Genomic DNA, 19,757 nt, shown 5'->3' with positions numbered 1-19,757 from the left:
AAGTTTGCTTCCGAAATAGTAATGGTATTTCTCTGCTAATTTTAGGTTGCAAAAGTACAACATTTTTTCAAATATACAAATACTCAATTCAATATTTTTTATTGATAAGAAATTCAAAGTATTTTCGTTAAATTTGGAATCTTAAACTTTATTTTCGATGAAAATCAAACTATTACTGGCTTTTTCTTTTTGGATGCTTCTTGTAGCGGTATCGTGCAATAAAGATGATATTACTTTTGATGCTCCATCACAGCAGTTAAGTTTTTCAAAGGATACTGTATTCTGCGATACGGTCTACCATCAGGTACGTTCTGAAACCTATTTTGTAAAAGTATATAATAATGAAGACAAAGATGTCTTAATTCCAAGGATCAATCTTGAAAGGGGAAGCGCTTCATTATATAGGATCAATGTAGACGGAAAACCGGGCTATGATTTCAAAGATGTACCGTTGAGAAAGAAAGACAGTATGTATATTTTTGTGGAAATTGCTCCCGAAGCTACCGGTCCTGAAGCTATTGCTGAAGATAAAATTGTCTTTAACAGCGGTGCAGGACAACAGCATGTAACTTTGTTCTCAGTAGTTCAGGATGCAGAATTTTTCATCGAAACACCAGGCAATCCTAACGTAATTTCCAATCATACAACATGGAATAATAATAAAGCCAAGATTATCTACGGAGACCTTACTATCAATCCAAATATCACATTGGACATCCAGGCGGGAACTAAAGTTTACTTTCATAAAAACAGCGGCATGAAGGTTTCATCCGGTGCAACCTTAAATATCAACGGAGTTTTTGACAATGAGGTGATTCTGCGCGGAGACAGAAATGATCCATATTATGATACAATCCCTAAAAACTGGAATTCTATCCAGATGGAACCCAATTCTATCCTCAATATGAATTTTGCAAGACTTTTCGGAGGAACAAGAGGGTTGGATATGAAACAAAATACGGCAAATATCAAAAATTCATTTATCCATACTTTCTTTGAATATGGTATTTATGCTGTAGGCTCAACGGTTACTGCTAATAATTTAGTGATGAACAACTGTGGTGAATCATGTATCGGGATTTTCAGAGGCGGAAATCACAGCTACACTCATGCTACAATTGCGAATTATTCCAAAACAATGGGATCTTACAACAGAAACGGAATTACGGCAGCCAATGAATGGAAAAATGCAGCAGGAACTACTGAACAGGGAGCACTTCAACGCCTTGATATAAAAAACAGCATCGTTTTTTCAGACAGAGACAACTCCGTGAATTTTGAGCAGACTCCGGGGCAGCAGTTTGAATTCCTTATTCAAAACTCACTGATAAAGTATTCCGGCACATCAGAAGCCGGGTTCAATTTCGACAATAATGTGAATGTAATACAAAGCATTAAGAACGAAGATCCACAATTCCTTAATTATTTTGCTGCAAAGATGAACCTAAGGGTAAAAACAACATCTCCGGCAAGAGGAAAAGGAAATCTGACGGTAGCAGGAACCGTACCTTTTGATATTGTGAATGTATCAAGAACAATTAACCCTACTCTTGGAGCTTATCAATAATGGAGATCAAAAAGCTGCAGGAACAGGTTGATGAATGGATAAAAACCATAGGAGTCCGTTATTTTAATGAACTGACGAATATGGCCATGCTGACCGAAGAAGTTGGCGAAGTTGCCCGTATCATCGCCAGAAGGTATGGTGAACAAAGCGAAAAGGAAAGCGATAAAAACAAAGATCTCGGTGAAGAGCTGGCAGATGTACTGTTTGTTACCTTATGTTTAGCCAATCAAACCGGAGTGAACTTACAGGAAGCTTTCGACAAGAAAATGAAGATCAAAACAGACCGGGATAAAGACCGGCATCAGAATAACGAGAAGTTGAAATAATATATAGATATCAGATAACAGACACTGGATATCAGACTTTTTTTATAATCTGATGTCTTTAATTTGAAGAAATAATGAAGTTAGAAAAATCAAAATTAGCATCAGATAAAACAGTTCAGATCAGCGGTTCGAAAAGCATTTCGAATCGTTTATTGATTTTGGAAAGTTTATTTAAAAATATACAGATCGGGAATCTGTCTAATTCCCAGGACACCCAGCTGCTGAAAAAAGCATTGTCTGAAAACACTGAAACGGTAGACATCCACCACGCAGGAACGGCCATGCGTTTCCTTACTTCCTATTATTCAATAATTGAAGGGAAAACAACCGTTCTTACCGGATCCAAAAGGATGAAGGAAAGGCCCATCAAAAACCTTGTCAATGCTTTAAAAGATCTGGGTGTTGAGATTGAATATATGGAAAACGAAGGCTTCCCGCCTTTAAAAATTACAGGAAAGAAAATCACTCAGAAACAGGTCAATGTACCGGCTAACATATCCAGCCAGTTCATTACTTCTCTTCTTCTGATTGCCGGGAAACTTGAAAACGGGTTGGAGATTAATCTGGTTGGTGAAGTTACCTCAAGATCCTATATAGAGATGACGCTGGATATTCTAACAAGATTCGGAATAAAGAACAGCTTTGAAGGAAATACAGTTAAAGTGGAACCGTTTGATTTGAATGGCAGATTGTCTGCTACAAGCTATGAAGTGGAAAGTGACTGGAGCTCGGCTTCATACTTCTATTCTATCTGTGCATTGGGAAGAGAAACCATCCATCTGAAAAGCTTTTACAAAGAATCCACCCAGGGAGATTCCGCCATTGCCAAGATCTATAAAGACTTTTTCGGAATTAATACGATTTTCACTGAAGACGAACATAAGATTACCCTTCAGCCGGAAACCAATTTTATTTTCCCTGAAAAAATCATTCTGGATATGAATAACTGTCCGGATATTGCCCAGACACTTTGTGTAACGGCAGCCGCCTTAAAAATTCCTTTTGAAATTTCCGGACTGGGCACTTTAAGGGTAAAAGAAACCGACAGGCTACAGGCCTTATATAATGAACTGAAAAAACTGGGCACTGAAACAGAAATTACAGACCTTACCATCAAATCTGTGAGTTTCGGGGAGCCGGAGGAAAATATTTCCATCGGAACTTACCAGGATCATAGAATGGCGATGAGCTTTGCTCCGTTTTGTCTTATAAAGGAACTTACCATTGAAGAAGAAGATGTAGTGGAAAAGTCTTACCCTATGTTCTGGAAGGATTTGAGTGACATAATGATTCAAGGATAACAGGTTTTAAAAAATTCTAATATGGCAAGAAGGTATGTATTCTTTTTTTCTCTGTTGATCCCTATGTTTTCCTGGGCACAGTATCTGTTGCCTAATGAGGAAAATATTTTTTCATTTCAAACAAAAAATGGTAAAACCATGTCTTTGGTTAAAGATAAAAAGAACGGTTACATTCAATATCGGTTTGGAAGTAAAGACCGTGTAGAAATGGAATTCCCAGCCACAAGAACCAAAGAAAGCTGGAAGCAATTTACATATAGCTCTTATCATAGAGGTGGCGGAAAACAAAATGCAGGTATGGACCTCAACTATCTGACATTTACCAAAAACGACTACAAATATCAACTGTTCAGAACCTATTCTGCAGAAGATGAATCATTTTCTACAGGCATCACGGTAACGGACAGTAAAGGAAAAGAAACTGATATTGCAGGAGTTTATAAAACAATTAAAGGCTGCATGTGCAATTTGGACGATACAGAGGTACAGAAAGAAGATTTTGGCCAATAGATTTTGATTAAATAACAATTTCAGGATTGGGGAAAACAATTTTAAAGCACCCGGCTTAAAAAAAGAATTGAATTACTGAAGATCAGACAGATAAATAAGCAGAATTTTCTTCTGCTTATTCATTTTTACGTTGTCCACATACTTATCCACAGAGTTATCCACAATTTATAAATACCATTTTTACATACAGATTCAGAAATAAGAATATAGCTGCTGATTTTGTTTCTGAATAATTTTATACTGTAATAAATAATAGAGTTCCTATTTCTTTTTTTACATTTGCTGAAAATACGGTTTGTGCTGAAACACAGCAGCCGGAAGAAAAAACAAAAGTCTTAAATTATAAACAATCAATGACCATCATCATCACTGGAACCTCATCAGGAATAGGTTTTGTATTGGCCGAATATTTCGGAAAAAAAAGCCATAAAGTATACGGCTTAAGCCGGAAACATACGGAAAGCCAGTATTTCAGTTCTATTCCGACAGATGTTACCGACAACACAGCCGTTCAGAACGCCATTGCTGAAGTTTTAAAAACGGAATCAAGAATCGATGTACTGATCAATAATGCAGGAATGGGAATGGTAGGTGCCGTGGAAGATTCTACTAAGGAAGACATTTTAAAACTGTTCAACCTGAATCTTGTAGGAGCGGTCCAGATGATGAGTGCCGTTCTTCCGACCATGCGTGAAAATAAGTTCGGAAAAATCATCAATATTTCAAGTATAGGAAGTGAAATGGGACTTCCGTTCCGGGGCTTTTATTCGGCTTCCAAATCAGCTTTGGATAAGGTAACTGAAGCCATGAGGTATGAGGTGTACCCTTGGAACATCGATGTGTGCTCACTTCATCTTGGTGATATCAAAACAAATATTGCGGAGAACAGGGTAAGAACCCCAGTTTCCGAACCTTACAAAACTATATTTGATAAAGTGTATACCTTGATGAACTCTCATGTGGGCGACGGAACCGAACCTCTTGAAGTGGCAGCCTACGTTGAAAAGCTTTTGGACAAGAATAAATGGAAAGCTCATTATTATTTCGGTAAATTCGGACAAAAGATCGGCGTTCCGCTGAAATGGATCCTTCCTCAGGGAACCTACGAGAATCTGATGAAAAAATATAATAAACTGGACTAATTTCAGTTATTTAAAAAATTATTAAAACCTGTTTTAAACCATTAAGAATACTGAGTTGTTAACAAGCTTTATTAATGGTTATATAAATTAACATTGAAGTTATTTCTAAAAATATTTTTTATCCTGTTCTGCGTTTTTGTACAAGCGCAGAAGAAGCAGTATTGGCTTATTGATACGGAAACCAATGTCAGAAAAAAAGTAAATGATTCTGTTTCAGCAACGAAATTTTTGGATTCCCTGTCACAGAACAATTACTTCTTTACCAGGCTGAAAGAAGTGAAAGTGAAAGGCGACAGTACTGAAATTTTCTACGATAAAGGAAAAAACTTCAATGAAACTTATGTAGATCTTTCTGATTCTGTTGCTGTGAAGTTAAAAATACAAAAAGAATTTTTCACTAAAAATTTAGATTCAACAAAGAAAAGTATTAACAAAAGATATATTGATGACGGATATTCTTTCAGCCGTCTTAAATCTAAATATAAAGGTCAGAAGAATGGCTATCCCGTGATAGAGCTTGATATTAACAAAAATGATAAGCGGACCATTGACAATTTTGTAGTGAAAGGTTACGAAAGAGTTCCTAAAAGGTTTATGAAAAACCTTGAAAAGGAATTCAAAGGAAAAACTTATGATGACAAAAATCTTTTAGCTATCAGTAAAAATTTCCAAAGCCATGCTTTCGTTACGCTGGAACGCCCTCCACAAACATTATTCACCAAAGACTCCACAAGCATTTACCTGTTTATGGAAAAGAAAAAGACCAATACGTTTGATGGGGTGATCGGTTTCGGGAACGATAAAACTGAAAAATTCACACTGAACGGAACCCTGAACGTCAACTTCAGGAATATGTTCAACAGTTTTGAAACCGTTAATCTGTACTGGCAGAGAAACCCAGATAAAGGGCAGACTTTTGACCTTCAGACTGACATTCCGTATCTTCTTAAATCTAATGTAGGAATGAACCTGAAAGTCAATATTTTTAGACAGGATTCTACTTTCGCAAATGTAAAATTCCTTCCTGCCTTCTACTACCACATCAATAGCCGCAACAAGATCGGGCTTAGAGGAACCCTGGAGTCCTCCAGCATCATAGACACTCTGTATGTTCAGGGTAAGGATTATAATAAAAAAGGACTCGGGATCTGGTTTGAAATGACTGAACCTACGGACATTGATCTTTTCCTTTACAAAACAAGGATCAATGCCGGCTATGATTACCTGACAACAACCTATACCAAAGATAATATTAAGGCTAACCAGAATCAGTTTTATTTCTTCGGTGAACACAATTACCATATTTCAGGAAATCATTTTCTTAATATAAAGGCGGAAGGAGCTATGATGGATTCCAAGATAGAATTCTCTGCTAATGAGCTTTACCGTTTCGGGGGCTGGAATTCCATGAGAGGGTTCAATGAAAAATCCCTCGCTGGCGATTTTTATTATTACGCAGGCCTGGAATACCGATATCTCATTGGAAGCCAGGCATTCTTTGATTTCTTTGGGCAGTACGGACAGCTCAATAACAAATCCTTAAATGTCAAACCTAAACTTTACAGTGTGGGACTTGGATTTAATTTCTTTATCCCGATCGGGCTGATGAGTTTTCAGCTATCGAATGGTAATGAATTCGGAAACCCTTTTAAATTTAACGATATCAAGATTCATTGGGGAATCCTGAGCAGGTTTTAAAAAATCTTTCATTCTTATTTATTCACAAGTTCAGCAAATCAATTTTTAATTGATTACTGCTCAGCATTCTTAAATAAAGCATCCATAACTCAAACTTTGCGTTAAATCATATGTTTTTTTAATGCAAAGTTTAAAGAAGTGTGTTCTATTTCTAAATAAGCAAAGAAGTGGCTGCGTCACTGAATAAGCAGTCGTTTTCAGTAAGTAAGAAATTTTGATTAAAATGTAATGCTTTTAAAGGTATAATATATAGTATAATAAAAGGAAATATTAGAGTATAATGCCTTTTCCAATTTTATTATTTTGTTAAATATTCCTGTTAAAAAATATTAAAATAGTATTTTTATTTTAATACCACATTAAAACACTGGTAACACTGCACCGCTAAATTTGTCCTCAAAAAAATGAAGAAGACTTTAGCTACTTTTACTGTTTTTTTACTCCCCCTTTATCTTACTGCCCAAGAAATTAACATTTCCGGAAATGTAAAATCCGAAAACGGCTCCAGTGTTTCCGGAGTGAACATTACCGACAAGAACACCGGAAAAACGGCAGTGACGGATGAAAGCGGTAATTTTACAATCTCGGCCAACCCGAAAGACATTCTTGAGTTTTATGCTCCGGATTTCTCAATGTACACCATAGAGGTTTCTTCCAAAAGACAGTATTCTGTTATTTTGAAAAAAGTAAATGAGAAACAAATCGAAGGTGTAGTTATTACGGCCTTAGGAATCGCCAAAAAGAAAGAAAAGATAGGCTACGCCACCCAGGAAGTCGGCACTAAACAGTTTGAGACCATTACAACCCCAAGTATAGGAAACTTATTCTCAGGACAAGTAGCCGGTCTTAATGTATCCAACCCCACAGGAATGCAGCAGGCTCCACAGTTTACGTTAAGAGGAAACTCCAATCTTATTTTCGTGGTTGATGGGGTAATTGTAGAGAAAGAAGTTTTCCAGAACCTGGATCCCAATAATATTGAAAACATCAATGTTCTGAAAGGAGCAACGGCTTCTGCATTATACGGTTCCAGAGGAAGATACGGTGCTGTTTTAATCACTACTAAAAGTGCAAAAAAGAAAGGTTTTTCCGTAGAGTTTTCTCAGAATACGATGGTGACGGCAGGATTTACCAATCTTCCGGAAACCCAGAACGAGTACGGAAACGGATCACACGGAAAGTATGAATTCTGGGACGGAGCTGATGGTGGTGTGAATGACGGAGATATGATCTGGGGGCCAAAATTTACTCCCGGTCTGAAAATTGCCCAGTGGAACAGCCCGATCAGGGATAAAATGACTGGACAGGTAATTCCGTGGTACGGTGCAGTTTCCGGAACGCAATACAATGACAAATCAAGATATGAAAGAGTTCCTATCGACTGGAAATATCATGATAACTTAGATACCTTTTTAAAGCCTGCGATTATCAACAATAACAGTTTCGCAGTAAGCTATAGAAACAATAAAGATATCTACAGGCTCTCCGGGAATTTCATGAATTATGATGATAGAATTCCGGGTTCCTATCTTCAGCGCTATGGTGTGAACTTTTCTTCTGAAAATCATTTGGGAGAAAAATTAATCTTTGACACCAAATTCAATTTCAATCAAACTTTTACGCCCAATATCCCCAACTACGAATATAATCCAAGCGGGCATATGTATACAATCCTGATCTGGATGGGAGCAGATGTAGATGGAAGAGACCTTAAAAATCATATGTGGATCCCGGGAAAAGAAGGCAGAGCCCAGGCTAACTGGAATTATGCATGGTACAACAATCCTTGGTTCGGAGCCGAATATTACAAGAATAAAAACAGGACCAACATCATTAATGCACAGACCGGTCTGGAATATAAAGCAACTGAAGATTTCTCAGTAAAAGGGAAAATATCCATCGTTGAAAATCACAACAAACAGGAAATATTAAGTCCTTACTCTTACTTCAACTACAGTGCTCCGAGAAGTGGAGGTTATCTCCTGAATGATTCCAAAACATGGAATATGAACTCCGATATCTTAGCCACCTACAAGAAAAAGATATCAGATAACTTCGATTTTACGATTAACGCCGGTGGATCAACATTCTATTATAAGAACGATATCGACAATGCTTCAACAGACGGGCTGAAAATTCCGGAACTGTATACCCTAGAAAACTCAACCGGAGCTATAAAGTATTATGATTATCTTAAGGAAAAGCTGATCTACAGTGCCTATTCAACGATTGATATCGGATTGTACAATGCTTTTTTCATCAATGTTTCAGGACGTAATGACTGGTCCTCTACCCTTCCGAAAGCCAACAGATCTTATTTTTATCCTTCTGCATCGGTAAGTGCCGTTGTTTCAAACCTTGTTAAAATGCCGGAAGCTGTTAATCTTTTAAAACTTTCAGCTTCGTGGGCCAAGGTAGCTTATGATTTTCAGCCCTATTCGATAAGAAATTACTATCTGAATAATCAGGGAGCCACTTTTAATGGAAATCCGATGTTCAACTACCCTACCATACTCAATATCGAAAATTCCTTAAAGCCAGAGCAGACCAAATCGTATGAATTGGGATTAAGCGCGGGATTATTCAAGAACAGGGTTACTTTAGATGTTACTTATTTCAGAACATTAGATTATAACAATATACTGGAATTCCCGGCTGCACCATCATCTGGTTTTACTTCGCAATATGTGAACGGGAACGAGTATACAACAAAAGGTTTGGAGATCTCTTTAGGCCTGGTTCCTGTAAAAACAGCCAATTTTACCTGGAGATCTTTAATCAACTGGAGTACGTATGAACAGAAGCTTACTTCTATTTATGACGATATGCCGAACTACAACAATATCAAGCTCGGCGAAAGAATGGACAGCTACTACGATTATACCTGGAAGAAATCCCCGGACGGAAAAGTAGTTCTTAATGCCGCCACAGGAATGCCTACAAGAGCAGATGCTCCAAGCAATCTGGGCCACTTCAACCCGGACTGGACTTTTGGCTTCAATAATACCTTTAAATATAAAAAATTCTCCCTGAATATCGGAATTGACGGAAGCATAGGAGGAGTTATGAGATCCCAGGTCGTAGAAAAAATGTGGTGGGGCGGAAAACACCCGAACTCAACAGCATACAGGGACCTTGAATATGCGAATCCGGGAACGTATTATTTTGTGCCGGATGGTGTCAATTATAATGCGGCTAACGGCATGTATACTCCACACACAAAACCCATCAGCTTTCAGGACTGGGCACAGAATTATCCTTATCAAGCAAGGGTAACAGAGGATGAAAGTGAATTGTTTGCCAATGTTTTCGACAGAACTTTTATCAAGCTGAGATCTGTAGTCCTGGAATATGATTTTTCTTATCTCCTTAATCCAAAAGGAATGATAAAAAATTTCACAGCCAATATTTCAGCTTACAATCTGGCCATGTGGAAAAAGTCTAAAAATCTTTATTCCGACCCGGATTACCAGCTCAAGAAAGATAACAATGATATCCAGGATCCTTCCAGCAGATGGATAGGAATCGGGTTTAATCTTAAATTTTAATTAACAAGCATCCTGAACAATGAAAAATACTATCAATTTTATAGCGAAACCGCAAAATAATACAATGATCAAATGGCTAAAGTCGGCAACTTTTGCAGGACTGCTGATTCTTACTTCATGTGAGACCGATCTTGACAAAATCAACGAAAACCCTAATGATCAAGCCAGTGTAGATCCTAAAGTCCTTCTGACGTATGTTTCAAAAGATGCTTTCCAGGTTAACGGTGACAATATGTATGCTTCGAGAATGATGATCGGTACAGACGGAGAAAATACCTATCAGTACATGAAGTGGAACGATGCCTCTTTCGACGTATACACGAAAGGACTCCTGAATACAGTAAAAATGATGCAGGAAGCTGAGAAGATCAACAATAAAAACTACGCTGCTATTGGTAAATTCTACAGAGCTTATTACTTTTTTAATTTAAGTTTAAAATTTGGAAGCATCCCATATACAGAAGCTGCCAAAGGTGAATCCGGAATTACCCAGCCGAAATACGACAGTCAGGAAACAGTAATGGCCGGAATTTTATCTGAACTGAAAGAAGCCAATGATCTCATCAATACCAGTGATAAAATTGAAGGTGATATTATCTATAACGGTGATGCCTCAAAATGGAAAAAACTAATCAATTCTTTCCGTTTGAAGATTTTAATAAGTATGTCTAAAAAATCTACATTGGGAAGTTATAATGTAGCTACCGAATTTGCCTCTATTGCAGGCAGCCAACCGTTGATGACTTCCATTTCTGACAATGGAGAGCTTAAATTTGCTGATGCGGCAGACAGCAGATATACGATGTTCAACAGCAGTGGCTATGGATCAAGTTTATACATGGCGGATTATTTTATCAATCTGTTCAAGGCCAGGCAGGATCCGCGTCTGTTCACTTTTGCCGCCCAAACTACAGGTGCAAAAGAAGCAGGAAAGCCCCTTACGGATTTTACAGGATACAACGGAGGAAACCCTACTTCTTCCTATTCTGACAATGCAGCACTGATCACAGCGAAAAATATTTCTAAAGTGAATGACCGGTTTTATAAAGATCCTACTAATGAGCCTTCTTCTGTCTTAAGCTATCCGGAGCTGGAATTTATTCTTGCCGAAGCTGCAGCCAGAGGATGGATCTCCGGATCAGCTAAAACACATTATGACAGTGCCATTAAAGCAAGTTTCAGCTTTTACCAGGCCTATGTAAAAAATCCGGGACAATATTTCTCAGGATTTGATGTGAACCAATATCTGGCGACCCCACTGGTAATTTATAGTGATGCTGCTCCACTTGAAACCCGTTTGGAGAAGATTATGACCCAGAAATATATGACAATGTTCCATCAGAGCCAATGGACCTCTTATTATGATTATTTAAGAACAGGCTATCCAAACTACCCTCTGCAGGCAGGAGTTTCTGCACCATTCAGATTCAGGTATCCACAAGCTGAATATAGCTATAACAGCACAAACTTAAAAGCTGCATTAGATGCCCAGTACGGAGGAAACGATAATATCAATTCTAAACCATGGTGGCTGCAGTAGGAACCTAATATTATATAAAAAACAGATAAACCGCAGGAAAATCTCAATAACTTGCGGTTTATTTCTTATTTTGATTGAACATGAACAGAAGAGAATTTTTAGAAAAATCAAGCCTTTTGCTGGCAGGACTGGGAACTTCAAGCGTTCTTCATCCTGCTATTTTAAAAGCACTGGCTATTGAGCCGGCAGCGCTGTCAACTTTTTATGATGCAGAACATGTAGTAATCCTGATGCAGGAAAACCGTTCCTTTGATCATGCTTTCGGAGCATTAAAAGGGGTAAGGGGCTTTCTTGACAAAAGGGCTTTCATTAAAGAGGACGGCCATTCCGTTTTTTTTCAAAAAGATGATACAGGAAAATATGCTTCGCCTGCAAGATTAGATCTTAGAAATACAAAATCTACGTGGATGAGTTCTCTGCCTCATTCCTGGTCTGATCAGCAAAAGGCTTTAAATAAAGGGAAATATGACAAATGGCTGCAGTTTAAAGCCTCCGGAAATAAAGACTATAAAAATATTCCGCTTACTTTAGGCTATTATAACCGGGAAGATCTTCCTTTTTATTACCAGCTGGCGGATGCGTTCACGATATTTGACCAATATTTCTGCTCTTCACTTACGGGAACCACTCCGAACAGGCTTTTTCACTGGTCCGGCACTCTCAGAGAGCAGCAGAATGGTAAAGTAAAAGCTAACGTTTATAATGAAAATATTGACTATGATAAAGCCAGACAGGCACACTGGAAGAGCTTTCCCGAACTATTAGAAGAACAGAATGTTTCATGGAAAATCTACCAGAACGAGATCAGTCTTCCGAAAGGAATGTCCGGAGAACAGGAAGCATGGCTGAGTAATTTCACGGATAATCCTATTGAATGGTTTTCAAAATTCAATGTCAAGTTTTCAAAAGGCTATCACCAGAATATTCCTAAAATGATTGCTTACCTGAAAGCGGAAATCGGAAAAAAACCGGATCAGAAAAAAAGACTGGAAGCAATGATCGCTGAGCTTGAAGATGACCAGATCAAATATACTCCTGAAAATTACTCCAAACTGTCGCAGCAGGAAAAAAATCTTCACGAAAAAGCCTTTACAACTAATAGTAATGATCCTGACTATTGGAACTTAGAAATCGGAAGTGACGAAAACGGAGAAAGGCTGGTAGTTCCAAAAGGAGATGTACTGTTCCAGTTCCGCAAAGATGTAGAAGAAAAAAAGCTTCCGCTGGTTTCATGGCTGGTGGCTCCTGAACATTTTTCTGACCATCCGGGATCACCGTGGTATGGCGCCTGGTATATTTCGGAGGTTTTAAATATTCTGACTAAAGACCCTGAAACCTGGAAAAAAACCATTTTTATAATCAATTATGATGAAAACGATGGCTATTTTGATCACGTTCTTCCCTTCGCCCCTCCGCTTAATCCGAGCCAACCGGTGGATATGAATGGTAAAGAAGGAGTGGAATATGTGGACAAATCTCAGGAATACATGTCTACCCTTCCATTGAAAGACCATGAAAGAATAGAAGGCACTGTTGGTTTAGGATACAGAGTTCCGATGATTATTGCATCACCTTGGACAAAAGGTGGCTTTGTCAATTCTGAGGTTTCCGATCATACTTCCGTTCTTCAGTTTCTGGAGAAATTTATTCAGAAAAAATATCGTAAAGATGTTAAGGTTGGCAATATTAGTCATTGGAGAAGAGCAATTTGTGGCGATCTGACTTCTGCCTTTAATTCTTCCAATACAAAGGCTCCTCAGATGGATTATTTGGATCAAAAAGATTATGCAAAGACTATCAACGCTGCCAAAAGCAAGCCTGTTCCGGATCTGAAATGGCATGCAGAAAATGAAATCAGCGACAGCCTTCTTGAAATTCAGGAAAGAGGGATCAGACCTTCCCATCCGCTTCCCTACCATTACCATGTGAATCTGGAAAACGGAAGGATCAAAATGACCAATTTAAAAGAAGCAGGCGTTCCCTTGCTAATTTATGACAGAACACAATTTAACAGCGATAATTATTACTTCTCTTATGCTTTGTATTCAAATCAGGAGTTGTTGCATGCTGTGAATCCCGGAAAATATGATTACGAAGTTTTTGGCCCTAATGGATTTTTTCGGAAGTTCCGCGGAAACAATACACCCGAAATAGAAATACAGCTCACAGGTAACGGTTCAAAAAATGAGGTGGAATTGGTTTTCAGAAAGAAAAAGGCAAATACCTCAGTGGTTGTGGAAGATCTGTATGAAAAAAATAAAAGAACAGTCTCTTTACAGCAAACGGAGGAAAAAATAACAGTTGATCTCAACAAAAATAAAGGCTGGTATGATTTGAAAGTCATATTTGATGACCATATCTGGCATTTTGCCGGAAGAACAGAAACCGGAAAACCCTCTATTTCAGATCCTCACTGGGTATAACCAAAAAGACAGTAAAAATTAAAGCCTTGCACAAATTGTGTGAGGCTTTTGTTATGATTACAATCATGAATTAAAATATCGATTTTACATAATTTACATGTAAATATTTTAATACATAACATAATACTATAACCAAATAGTTAATAATATTTTAAAAATACAATTTTATTCATATTATTAACTGATTTTTATTAAATTCACTTAACTAATTAACAGCATCATGAAAAAATCAATCCTAAGCCTTGCAGTATGCTTTATTACTGCCGCAACTTCCGGCAATTTACAAGCGCAAGATACCAATACTGACAATCACACCATCACAATTTCTATTCCTGAAGTTGCACTGGTAGATATTGAGCCAGCTGCAACGAAGAACATTACTCTGGGATTTACAGCACCAACAGAAGCAGGTAATCCCATTACCCCAACGACTTCCAATAACACCCTTTGGCTAAATTATTCGTCAATTAAATCTGTGGCGGACCCTACCCGTAATGTATCTGTAAAAGTAAATGCTCTTATTCCGGGAATTGACATCAATGTAACTGCAGCTGCGGCTACAGGCAGTGGAGGTGGTACATTGGGTACACCGGCAGCCCAGCTTACCCTGAGCGCGGCAGATCAAACCATTATTTCAGGAATCGGAAGTGCCTACACAGGAAACGGAGCCAATAATGGCCACAATCTTACCTATGCCCTGGCAGCAGGAAGCGGACCTGGGGGAATAGCCGCATATGCAGATCTTGAGGCAACAGCTTCTACTGTAGCTACAGTTACTTATACGATCTCGGACAACTAGTTAAAATTTTCAATTTAAGATAAAGCAGGAAGAAATCACCTATCCGTTTCTTCCCTGTTTTATATGGCCAATAATTTAATTCCAATCTTTACATGATTATGATAAAGCGCATTTTCCTTTTAATGTTCCTAATGTTGCAGTTTAGTTTTCTCCATGCAGGTATTGTGGTCCTGAACGGTCTTACCCATACTTATAAAGTGGAAAACGGAAAAGTGTATAAAGGAAAAATTGGTATTGAAAATACAGACAGCACCCCGCAGAGTGTAAAATTATTTTTACAGGATTTTACCTATAAGGCCGACGGATCTATAAATTATACTGCAATACGCACCAATAACAGAACTAATGGCGACTGGATAAAGCTTAATACTAACCTGATCACCCTGAAAGGTAGGGAAAAAACCGAAGTATTCTATGAAATTACAGTTCCCAATCAGCCAGCCGATTCCGGAAGCTACTGGAGCGTTATCATCGTGGAACCTGTAGAAGAGATTAAGCCCAGCAATGATAAAGCCGGAGTAAACATTACTTCAGTAGTGCGTTACGCTATCCAGGTTATTACTGATTATGAAGCGGAAAAAGCAAAACCGGATCTTAAATTTGAAAGTATAAAAGTAGAGAAAGAAGACGGAAAGCAAACCGCAAAAATTGCCATTGCCAACAACGGCGATCTTTACTGTAAACCAACTGTAGCCATTGAAATCTACAACCGGAAAACCGGAGAACGGCTCGGAAGCTACTCGAGCATTGCAATGGGATTATTACCACAGACCTCCAAATTATTTTACATTGACATCAGCAAAGTTCCGGCAGATCAATACAAAGCTGTTCTGATTGCTACTGATGAAGAAGAAAATGCATTTGCCCTCAATGTGGAATTAGAAGTTAAGAATGATTAGAACCTGGATTTTATATATTGTCCTACTGTCACTATTCCCGGCACATATTTTTTCTCAACAGCTGCCCAGTTCATTGGTCAGTAAAAAAGATAGCCTTATGCCGGGCATGTCTACTTCTGTTTCCTTTGCCTTAGAAAATACTTCACCCGAAAGCAAGACATATGATATTAATGTTACTGCTTCAAGTCCTTTCCTCACTCCTATTTTAGAAAGAGCAGAACTTAAAATATCACCCCATGAAAAAACAGTTTACATTCTTCCTATCCGCATTGCAACGGAAGCAGCTCAAGGCATATATTCGATTATTCTACACGGAAAAGATCGATATGACGGAACGTCTTTTACCAAAAACATACAGGTTTATATTTCCGGCAACAGAAAGCTTAGCCTGACTTCATTAAGTTCACCGGAATTCATCCGGGCGGGTGAAACGATCCGGGCATCCTTTCTCTTAAAAAACAGTGGAAATATAACTGAAAAACTGATCCTGGAAAGCAAGAATGCTGTAGTGGACAATGATGCCACCATAATACTGGCTCCGAACGTATCAAAAGTAATTAATATCTATAAAATCACCAATGCAGAAGTTGGGCAGAATGAATTTCAGAATCTCAATCTTTCCGTTTATTCTCCGGACAATCAGAAAGAAAGTCAGACAGCCTATGTCAGCGTAAAAGTGATATCGGTAAAACCGGTAGAAGACGATATTTACCACAGGCTTCCTGTTTCAGCCTCCTTGTCATTTATCGGGATGAAAAATATGGGCATTTACAATGATGGTTTCCAGGGAGAAATATATGGGAAGGGAAGTCTGGACAAAGAAAATAAAAACCAGGTTGAATTTCGTGCTGTATCTCATAATCCTGTTGAATTCAATTCTTTTACCCAATATGAGGAATATTTTGTTAATTATAAAAGAAATAACTTCTTTGTTCATCTGGGCGATAAAATGTATTCGGCTTCTTTTTTAACTGAATTTGCGAGATATGGACGTGGAGCAGAAATTCGTTATGATTTAAAAAAATTCAGCTTTGGAGGTTTTTATAATCACCCCAGGTTTTTCCGGGATATTAAAGATGAGTTTAATATTTATTCGACCTTTAAGATCCGCAAGGAATCTGAAATCACCGCAGGATATCTCTATAAAATTCCCAGGAAGGGAGAAATCTATTTCGGAAATATCATGCTGTATTCTGAAACCCATCTTCCCTACACAGCAGGAAAATTCAAAATTTCAAAAAACATAAGTCTTTCGGGAGAAGCTGCATACAGTAAGAACGAACAGATAGAGGGTACGGCTTATATGGCCCAGGCTCAGGCTTCTTTTGAAAGGTTTAACGGTAATGTAATGTATATGAGGGTCAGTCCGGAATTTGCAGGATACTTTACCAACACCAGCACGTTTAACGGCAATCTGCAGTATACTATTTCTAAAAAGATCAATGTATTCGCCAATTACGTACAGGATGCCAAAAACTTTCAAAGGGATACTTTATTCCTTGCAGCACCGTACAGAAGCTTTCTTCAGTATGGGGCACAGTACAAATATCTCCCAACCGGTCTGGTAACTTTTTATAACGGTTTTCAAAAGTATCAGGACCGTCTCGAACCTAAACAGTTTGATTATTATGAACAGTATTTTAAAGTAAGCGTTGATCAGCAGATAGGAATATTCCAGGTAAACCTGCAGGGACAATTTGGAAAAACAAATAACTATCTGAGTGGATTTAATGGAAATTCCAGCTTCTATACTACCAATATAGCCTTTGAAAAGTTGAGAACTTCTTTCAATCTTTATGCAAGCTATGCCATTACTTCAAGATATCAGTTGCAGAATCAGAAACAGATCTATTACGGAGCCAGGATCTTCAGCAGGTTTTCTGATAAGACCAGTCTAAGTCTTTTTTATCAGAACAATTATATGCCTGAAGAATATTTCAGAGACAGAAATCTTTTTGAAGTATTATTTCATCAGCAGCTTTTTCCGGGCAGTGACATTGATCTGTCGGGAAGGTATTCATTACAACGAGGTGAACTGGGTAATAAGGATTTTGTATTTTCGCTGCGTTATACCCTGCGGTTTAATGTGCCTGTAGAAAAAACTGCCGAGTATACCTCTTTGTCAGGAAATATCAGCAACCTGGGTGTAAAAAAGGTAGAAGGAATCAGATTAATGCTTGGCAGCCATTTATCCATTACAGACAAAAATGGAAATTATCTTTTTAAAAATGTTGTTCCGGGAGATTATTTTCTTGAAATAGACCGTTCTACAACGGAAATTAATGATATCCCCAATATTCCTTTGCCTGCATCATTGCATCTTATCAACAAGGAGAATGTTTTCAATTTCGGCTTGACTGCTGCATCTGCAATTAAAGGAATTATCCTGCTTTCTGAAGATGACGATAAAAATCAATACAGCTTTGTACATTTTCAGCCTAAAACAGAAAAAAAGAAGAAGCAGAGCATTATTATTGAAGCATCAGATGGTGAGCAGACTTACCGAAAGGTAGTATTTATCGGAGAAAAATTTGATTTCACCTACCTTCGTCCGGGAGAATGGAAAGTGAAACTTTACAGAAACGGTTTGGACAAACGGTATAAAATAGCTGCTGATTCCTTTCAATACATCCTGAAACCATCTCAGACACAGAACATAGCTATTCATATTGTGAAGCAGCAAAGTGAAATTAAATATCAACAGGAAACAATTAAGGTAGGATACAACGAAATAAAAAAGAAAAAATGAGATTAAAAGAGTTTACAGTATACCTGATTTTCTGTATGGCCCCCTGCACAATGTTCTCTCAGAGTACTATTGCAGTAACGCTTCCTGTTGTCACATTACTGGATATAGAACCTACCGGAACATTTACCCTGAATTTTACAGCACCTACGGAAGCAGGCCAGGCTTTAACAGCTCCTGCTGCTAATACAACAAAATGGGTCAATTATACTTCGGCTATTGTATCCGGAGGACTTACGAGAAGAATTACAGCCTCTGTCAATCAGGTAATTCCCGGCGTCAGCATAAGACTCCAGGCAGCTGCAGCTTCTGGTGCCGGTGGTGGAGTATTAGGTACATCATCCGGACTGGTTACCCTTTCTACAACGGCAACAAATATTATCACAGGGATAGGCGGAGCCTTTACAGGAACCGGTGCTAATAATGGACACAGACTGACCATCAGCCTCGCTGTAAACACTTATGCTAATCTCTCAGCCCGCACCAATACACCTATTGTTATAACCTACACTATCACGGAATAAAATGAAAAAAGAAATAAACCTTATTGATGTTATGGCCAAGCATAAAATATTTTCTATAAAATATTCTATCTGCTTTACTTTTTTTTTCATATTCAACTATCAAAGTAAAGCGCAATCTGTAACAGTTCCGGTTACCAACTGGAACGCAGCTATTCCAGCAATTACAGAAGCAGGAAGTAACTATAGCGGGACATATAGCAGCCCAACGAACCAGGCCAGTATTAATGTTGGCCTGCCAGCATTACTTGGAAGCGTGAAAGTATATGTACATTATGAAGCTAACCCTACCTGGAACAGTTCTTTGGTTTTATCAGCCAAAAGAACAAACAATGGATCCACTCTTTGTGTAGGGTGCGCTATATCTGGTGGAACTAATTATATCACTGTTCCTCTTACTGCTGTTGAATTATTCAGAATATCTACTATTTTATCAGTAACATCTTATACCGGTATTAATATACAGTACCAGGTAAGCGGTGTATCTGTAACGCTTCCTGCAGCAACTTATAACAGCAGAATAGTTTTTACCGTAAGCAATTAATAAGCCGGGAGTATTATGAATGATAAAATAATGAATGATGGAGTGACTACAACGCATAGCCCTTTATTACTTATCATCAATGATCAATGCTTGCCATCTCTTTGATGCATATAACAAAAAAAAGTCTCATACAATCTGTGTTGTATGAGACTTTTAATAAAAACTGGCGGCGGCCTACTCTCCCGCTTGTCGC

Annotated in this window: 14 protein-coding genes; all 14 read left to right on the top strand. The window is 38.1% G+C overall.

What is annotated here, in order from left to right; translation table 11 throughout:
- The first annotated feature begins 157 nt into the window (after positions 1-157).
- Positions 158-1,567 carry a hypothetical protein gene (locus ACMGDK_RS16680; RefSeq protein ID WP_436808995.1) on the top strand — a complete coding sequence of 470 codons (1,410 nt, stop codon included), beginning with the start codon at positions 158-160 and terminating at the stop codon, positions 1,565-1,567.
- Positions 1,567-1,893 carry a nucleotide pyrophosphohydrolase gene (locus ACMGDK_RS16675; protein WP_436808994.1) on the top strand — a complete coding sequence of 109 codons (327 nt, stop codon included), beginning with the start codon at positions 1,567-1,569 and terminating at the stop codon, positions 1,891-1,893. Before ACMGDK_RS16680 ends, ACMGDK_RS16675 begins: the two co-directional genes overlap by 1 nt.
- Positions 1,894-1,967: 74 nt before the next feature.
- Positions 1,968-3,194 (top strand): 3-phosphoshikimate 1-carboxyvinyltransferase, encoded by a 1,227-nt coding sequence (locus ACMGDK_RS16670; RefSeq protein WP_436808993.1) that lies wholly within the window; start codon positions 1,968-1,970, stop codon positions 3,192-3,194.
- 21 nt (positions 3,195-3,215) lie between these two features.
- Complete coding sequence (locus tag ACMGDK_RS16665; protein WP_436808992.1) at positions 3,216-3,704, top strand: hypothetical protein; 489 nt, start codon at positions 3,216-3,218, stop codon at positions 3,702-3,704.
- A 353-nt stretch (positions 3,705-4,057) separates the two neighbouring features.
- Complete coding sequence (locus ACMGDK_RS16660; protein WP_436808991.1) at positions 4,058-4,846, top strand: SDR family oxidoreductase; 789 nt, start codon at positions 4,058-4,060, stop codon at positions 4,844-4,846.
- Positions 4,847-4,939: 93 nt separating this feature from the next.
- Positions 4,940-6,544: a BamA/TamA family outer membrane protein gene (locus tag ACMGDK_RS16655; protein WP_436808990.1), complete on the top strand. Its 1,605-nt coding sequence runs from the start codon at positions 4,940-4,942 to the stop codon at positions 6,542-6,544.
- Positions 6,545-6,948: 404 nt separating this feature from the next.
- Positions 6,949-10,092 carry a SusC/RagA family TonB-linked outer membrane protein gene (locus ACMGDK_RS16650; protein WP_436808989.1) on the top strand — a complete coding sequence of 1,048 codons (3,144 nt, stop codon included), beginning with the start codon at positions 6,949-6,951 and terminating at the stop codon, positions 10,090-10,092.
- Positions 10,093-10,156: 64 nt separating this feature from the next.
- The gene (locus tag ACMGDK_RS16645) at positions 10,157-11,632 is read left to right on the top strand and encodes a SusD/RagB family nutrient-binding outer membrane lipoprotein (RefSeq protein ID WP_436809217.1); all 1,476 of its coding nucleotides are present in this window, start codon (positions 10,157-10,159) and stop codon (positions 11,630-11,632) included.
- 80 nt (positions 11,633-11,712) lie between these two features.
- Positions 11,713-14,055 (top strand): phosphocholine-specific phospholipase C, encoded by a 2,343-nt coding sequence (locus ACMGDK_RS16640; protein WP_436808988.1) that lies wholly within the window; start codon positions 11,713-11,715, stop codon positions 14,053-14,055.
- Between the two features lie 220 nt (positions 14,056-14,275).
- Positions 14,276-14,854 (top strand): hypothetical protein, encoded by a 579-nt coding sequence (locus ACMGDK_RS16635; RefSeq protein WP_436808987.1) that lies wholly within the window; start codon positions 14,276-14,278, stop codon positions 14,852-14,854.
- Between the two features lie 131 nt (positions 14,855-14,985).
- Complete coding sequence (locus ACMGDK_RS16630; RefSeq protein ID WP_436808986.1) at positions 14,986-15,753, top strand: WxL protein host-binding domain-containing protein; 768 nt, start codon at positions 14,986-14,988, stop codon at positions 15,751-15,753.
- Complete coding sequence (locus ACMGDK_RS16625) at positions 15,746-18,502, top strand: COG1470 family protein (RefSeq protein WP_436808985.1); 2,757 nt, start codon at positions 15,746-15,748, stop codon at positions 18,500-18,502. The genes ACMGDK_RS16630 and ACMGDK_RS16625 overlap by 8 nt, the downstream gene beginning before the upstream one ends.
- Positions 18,499-19,023, top strand: coding sequence for a hypothetical protein (locus tag ACMGDK_RS16620; protein ID WP_436808984.1), 525 nt, complete (start codon positions 18,499-18,501; stop codon positions 19,021-19,023). Before ACMGDK_RS16625 ends, ACMGDK_RS16620 begins: the two co-directional genes overlap by 4 nt.
- Before the next feature lies 1 nt (position 19,024).
- The gene (locus ACMGDK_RS16615; RefSeq protein WP_436808983.1) at positions 19,025-19,564 is read left to right on the top strand and encodes a hypothetical protein; all 540 of its coding nucleotides are present in this window, start codon (positions 19,025-19,027) and stop codon (positions 19,562-19,564) included.
- Positions 19,565-19,757: the final 193 nt, after the last annotated feature.

The organism is Chryseobacterium hilariae (genome assembly GCF_051400735.1).
GTDB lineage: Bacteria > Bacteroidota > Bacteroidia > Flavobacteriales > Weeksellaceae > Chryseobacterium.
This window is presented reverse-complemented; position numbering and strand designations above follow the sequence as displayed.

Excerpts from the sequence above, each read along its gene's own strand:
- ACMGDK_RS16680 (WP_436808995.1), top strand. The coding sequence starts at position 158 with ATGAAAATCAAACTATTACTGGCTTTTTCTTTTTGGATGCTTCTTGTA.
- ACMGDK_RS16675 (WP_436808994.1), top strand. The coding sequence starts at position 1,567 with ATGGAGATCAAAAAGCTGCAGGAACAGGTTGATGAATGGATAAAAACC.
- ACMGDK_RS16670 (WP_436808993.1), top strand. The coding sequence starts at position 1,968 with ATGAAGTTAGAAAAATCAAAATTAGCATCAGATAAAACAGTTCAGATC.
- ACMGDK_RS16665 (WP_436808992.1), top strand. The coding sequence starts at position 3,216 with ATGGCAAGAAGGTATGTATTCTTTTTTTCTCTGTTGATCCCTATGTTT.
- ACMGDK_RS16660 (WP_436808991.1), top strand. The coding sequence starts at position 4,058 with ATGACCATCATCATCACTGGAACCTCATCAGGAATAGGTTTTGTATTG.
- ACMGDK_RS16650 (WP_436808989.1), top strand. The coding sequence starts at position 6,949 with ATGAAGAAGACTTTAGCTACTTTTACTGTTTTTTTACTCCCCCTTTAT.
- ACMGDK_RS16645 (WP_436809217.1), top strand. The coding sequence starts at position 10,157 with ATGATCAAATGGCTAAAGTCGGCAACTTTTGCAGGACTGCTGATTCTT.
- ACMGDK_RS16640 (WP_436808988.1), top strand. The coding sequence starts at position 11,713 with ATGAACAGAAGAGAATTTTTAGAAAAATCAAGCCTTTTGCTGGCAGGA.
- ACMGDK_RS16635 (WP_436808987.1), top strand. The coding sequence starts at position 14,276 with ATGAAAAAATCAATCCTAAGCCTTGCAGTATGCTTTATTACTGCCGCA.
- ACMGDK_RS16630 (WP_436808986.1), top strand. The coding sequence starts at position 14,986 with ATGTTGCAGTTTAGTTTTCTCCATGCAGGTATTGTGGTCCTGAACGGT.
- ACMGDK_RS16625 (WP_436808985.1), top strand. The coding sequence starts at position 15,746 with ATGATTAGAACCTGGATTTTATATATTGTCCTACTGTCACTATTCCCG.
- ACMGDK_RS16620 (WP_436808984.1), top strand. The coding sequence starts at position 18,499 with ATGAGATTAAAAGAGTTTACAGTATACCTGATTTTCTGTATGGCCCCC.
- ACMGDK_RS16615 (WP_436808983.1), top strand. The coding sequence starts at position 19,025 with ATGAAAAAAGAAATAAACCTTATTGATGTTATGGCCAAGCATAAAATA.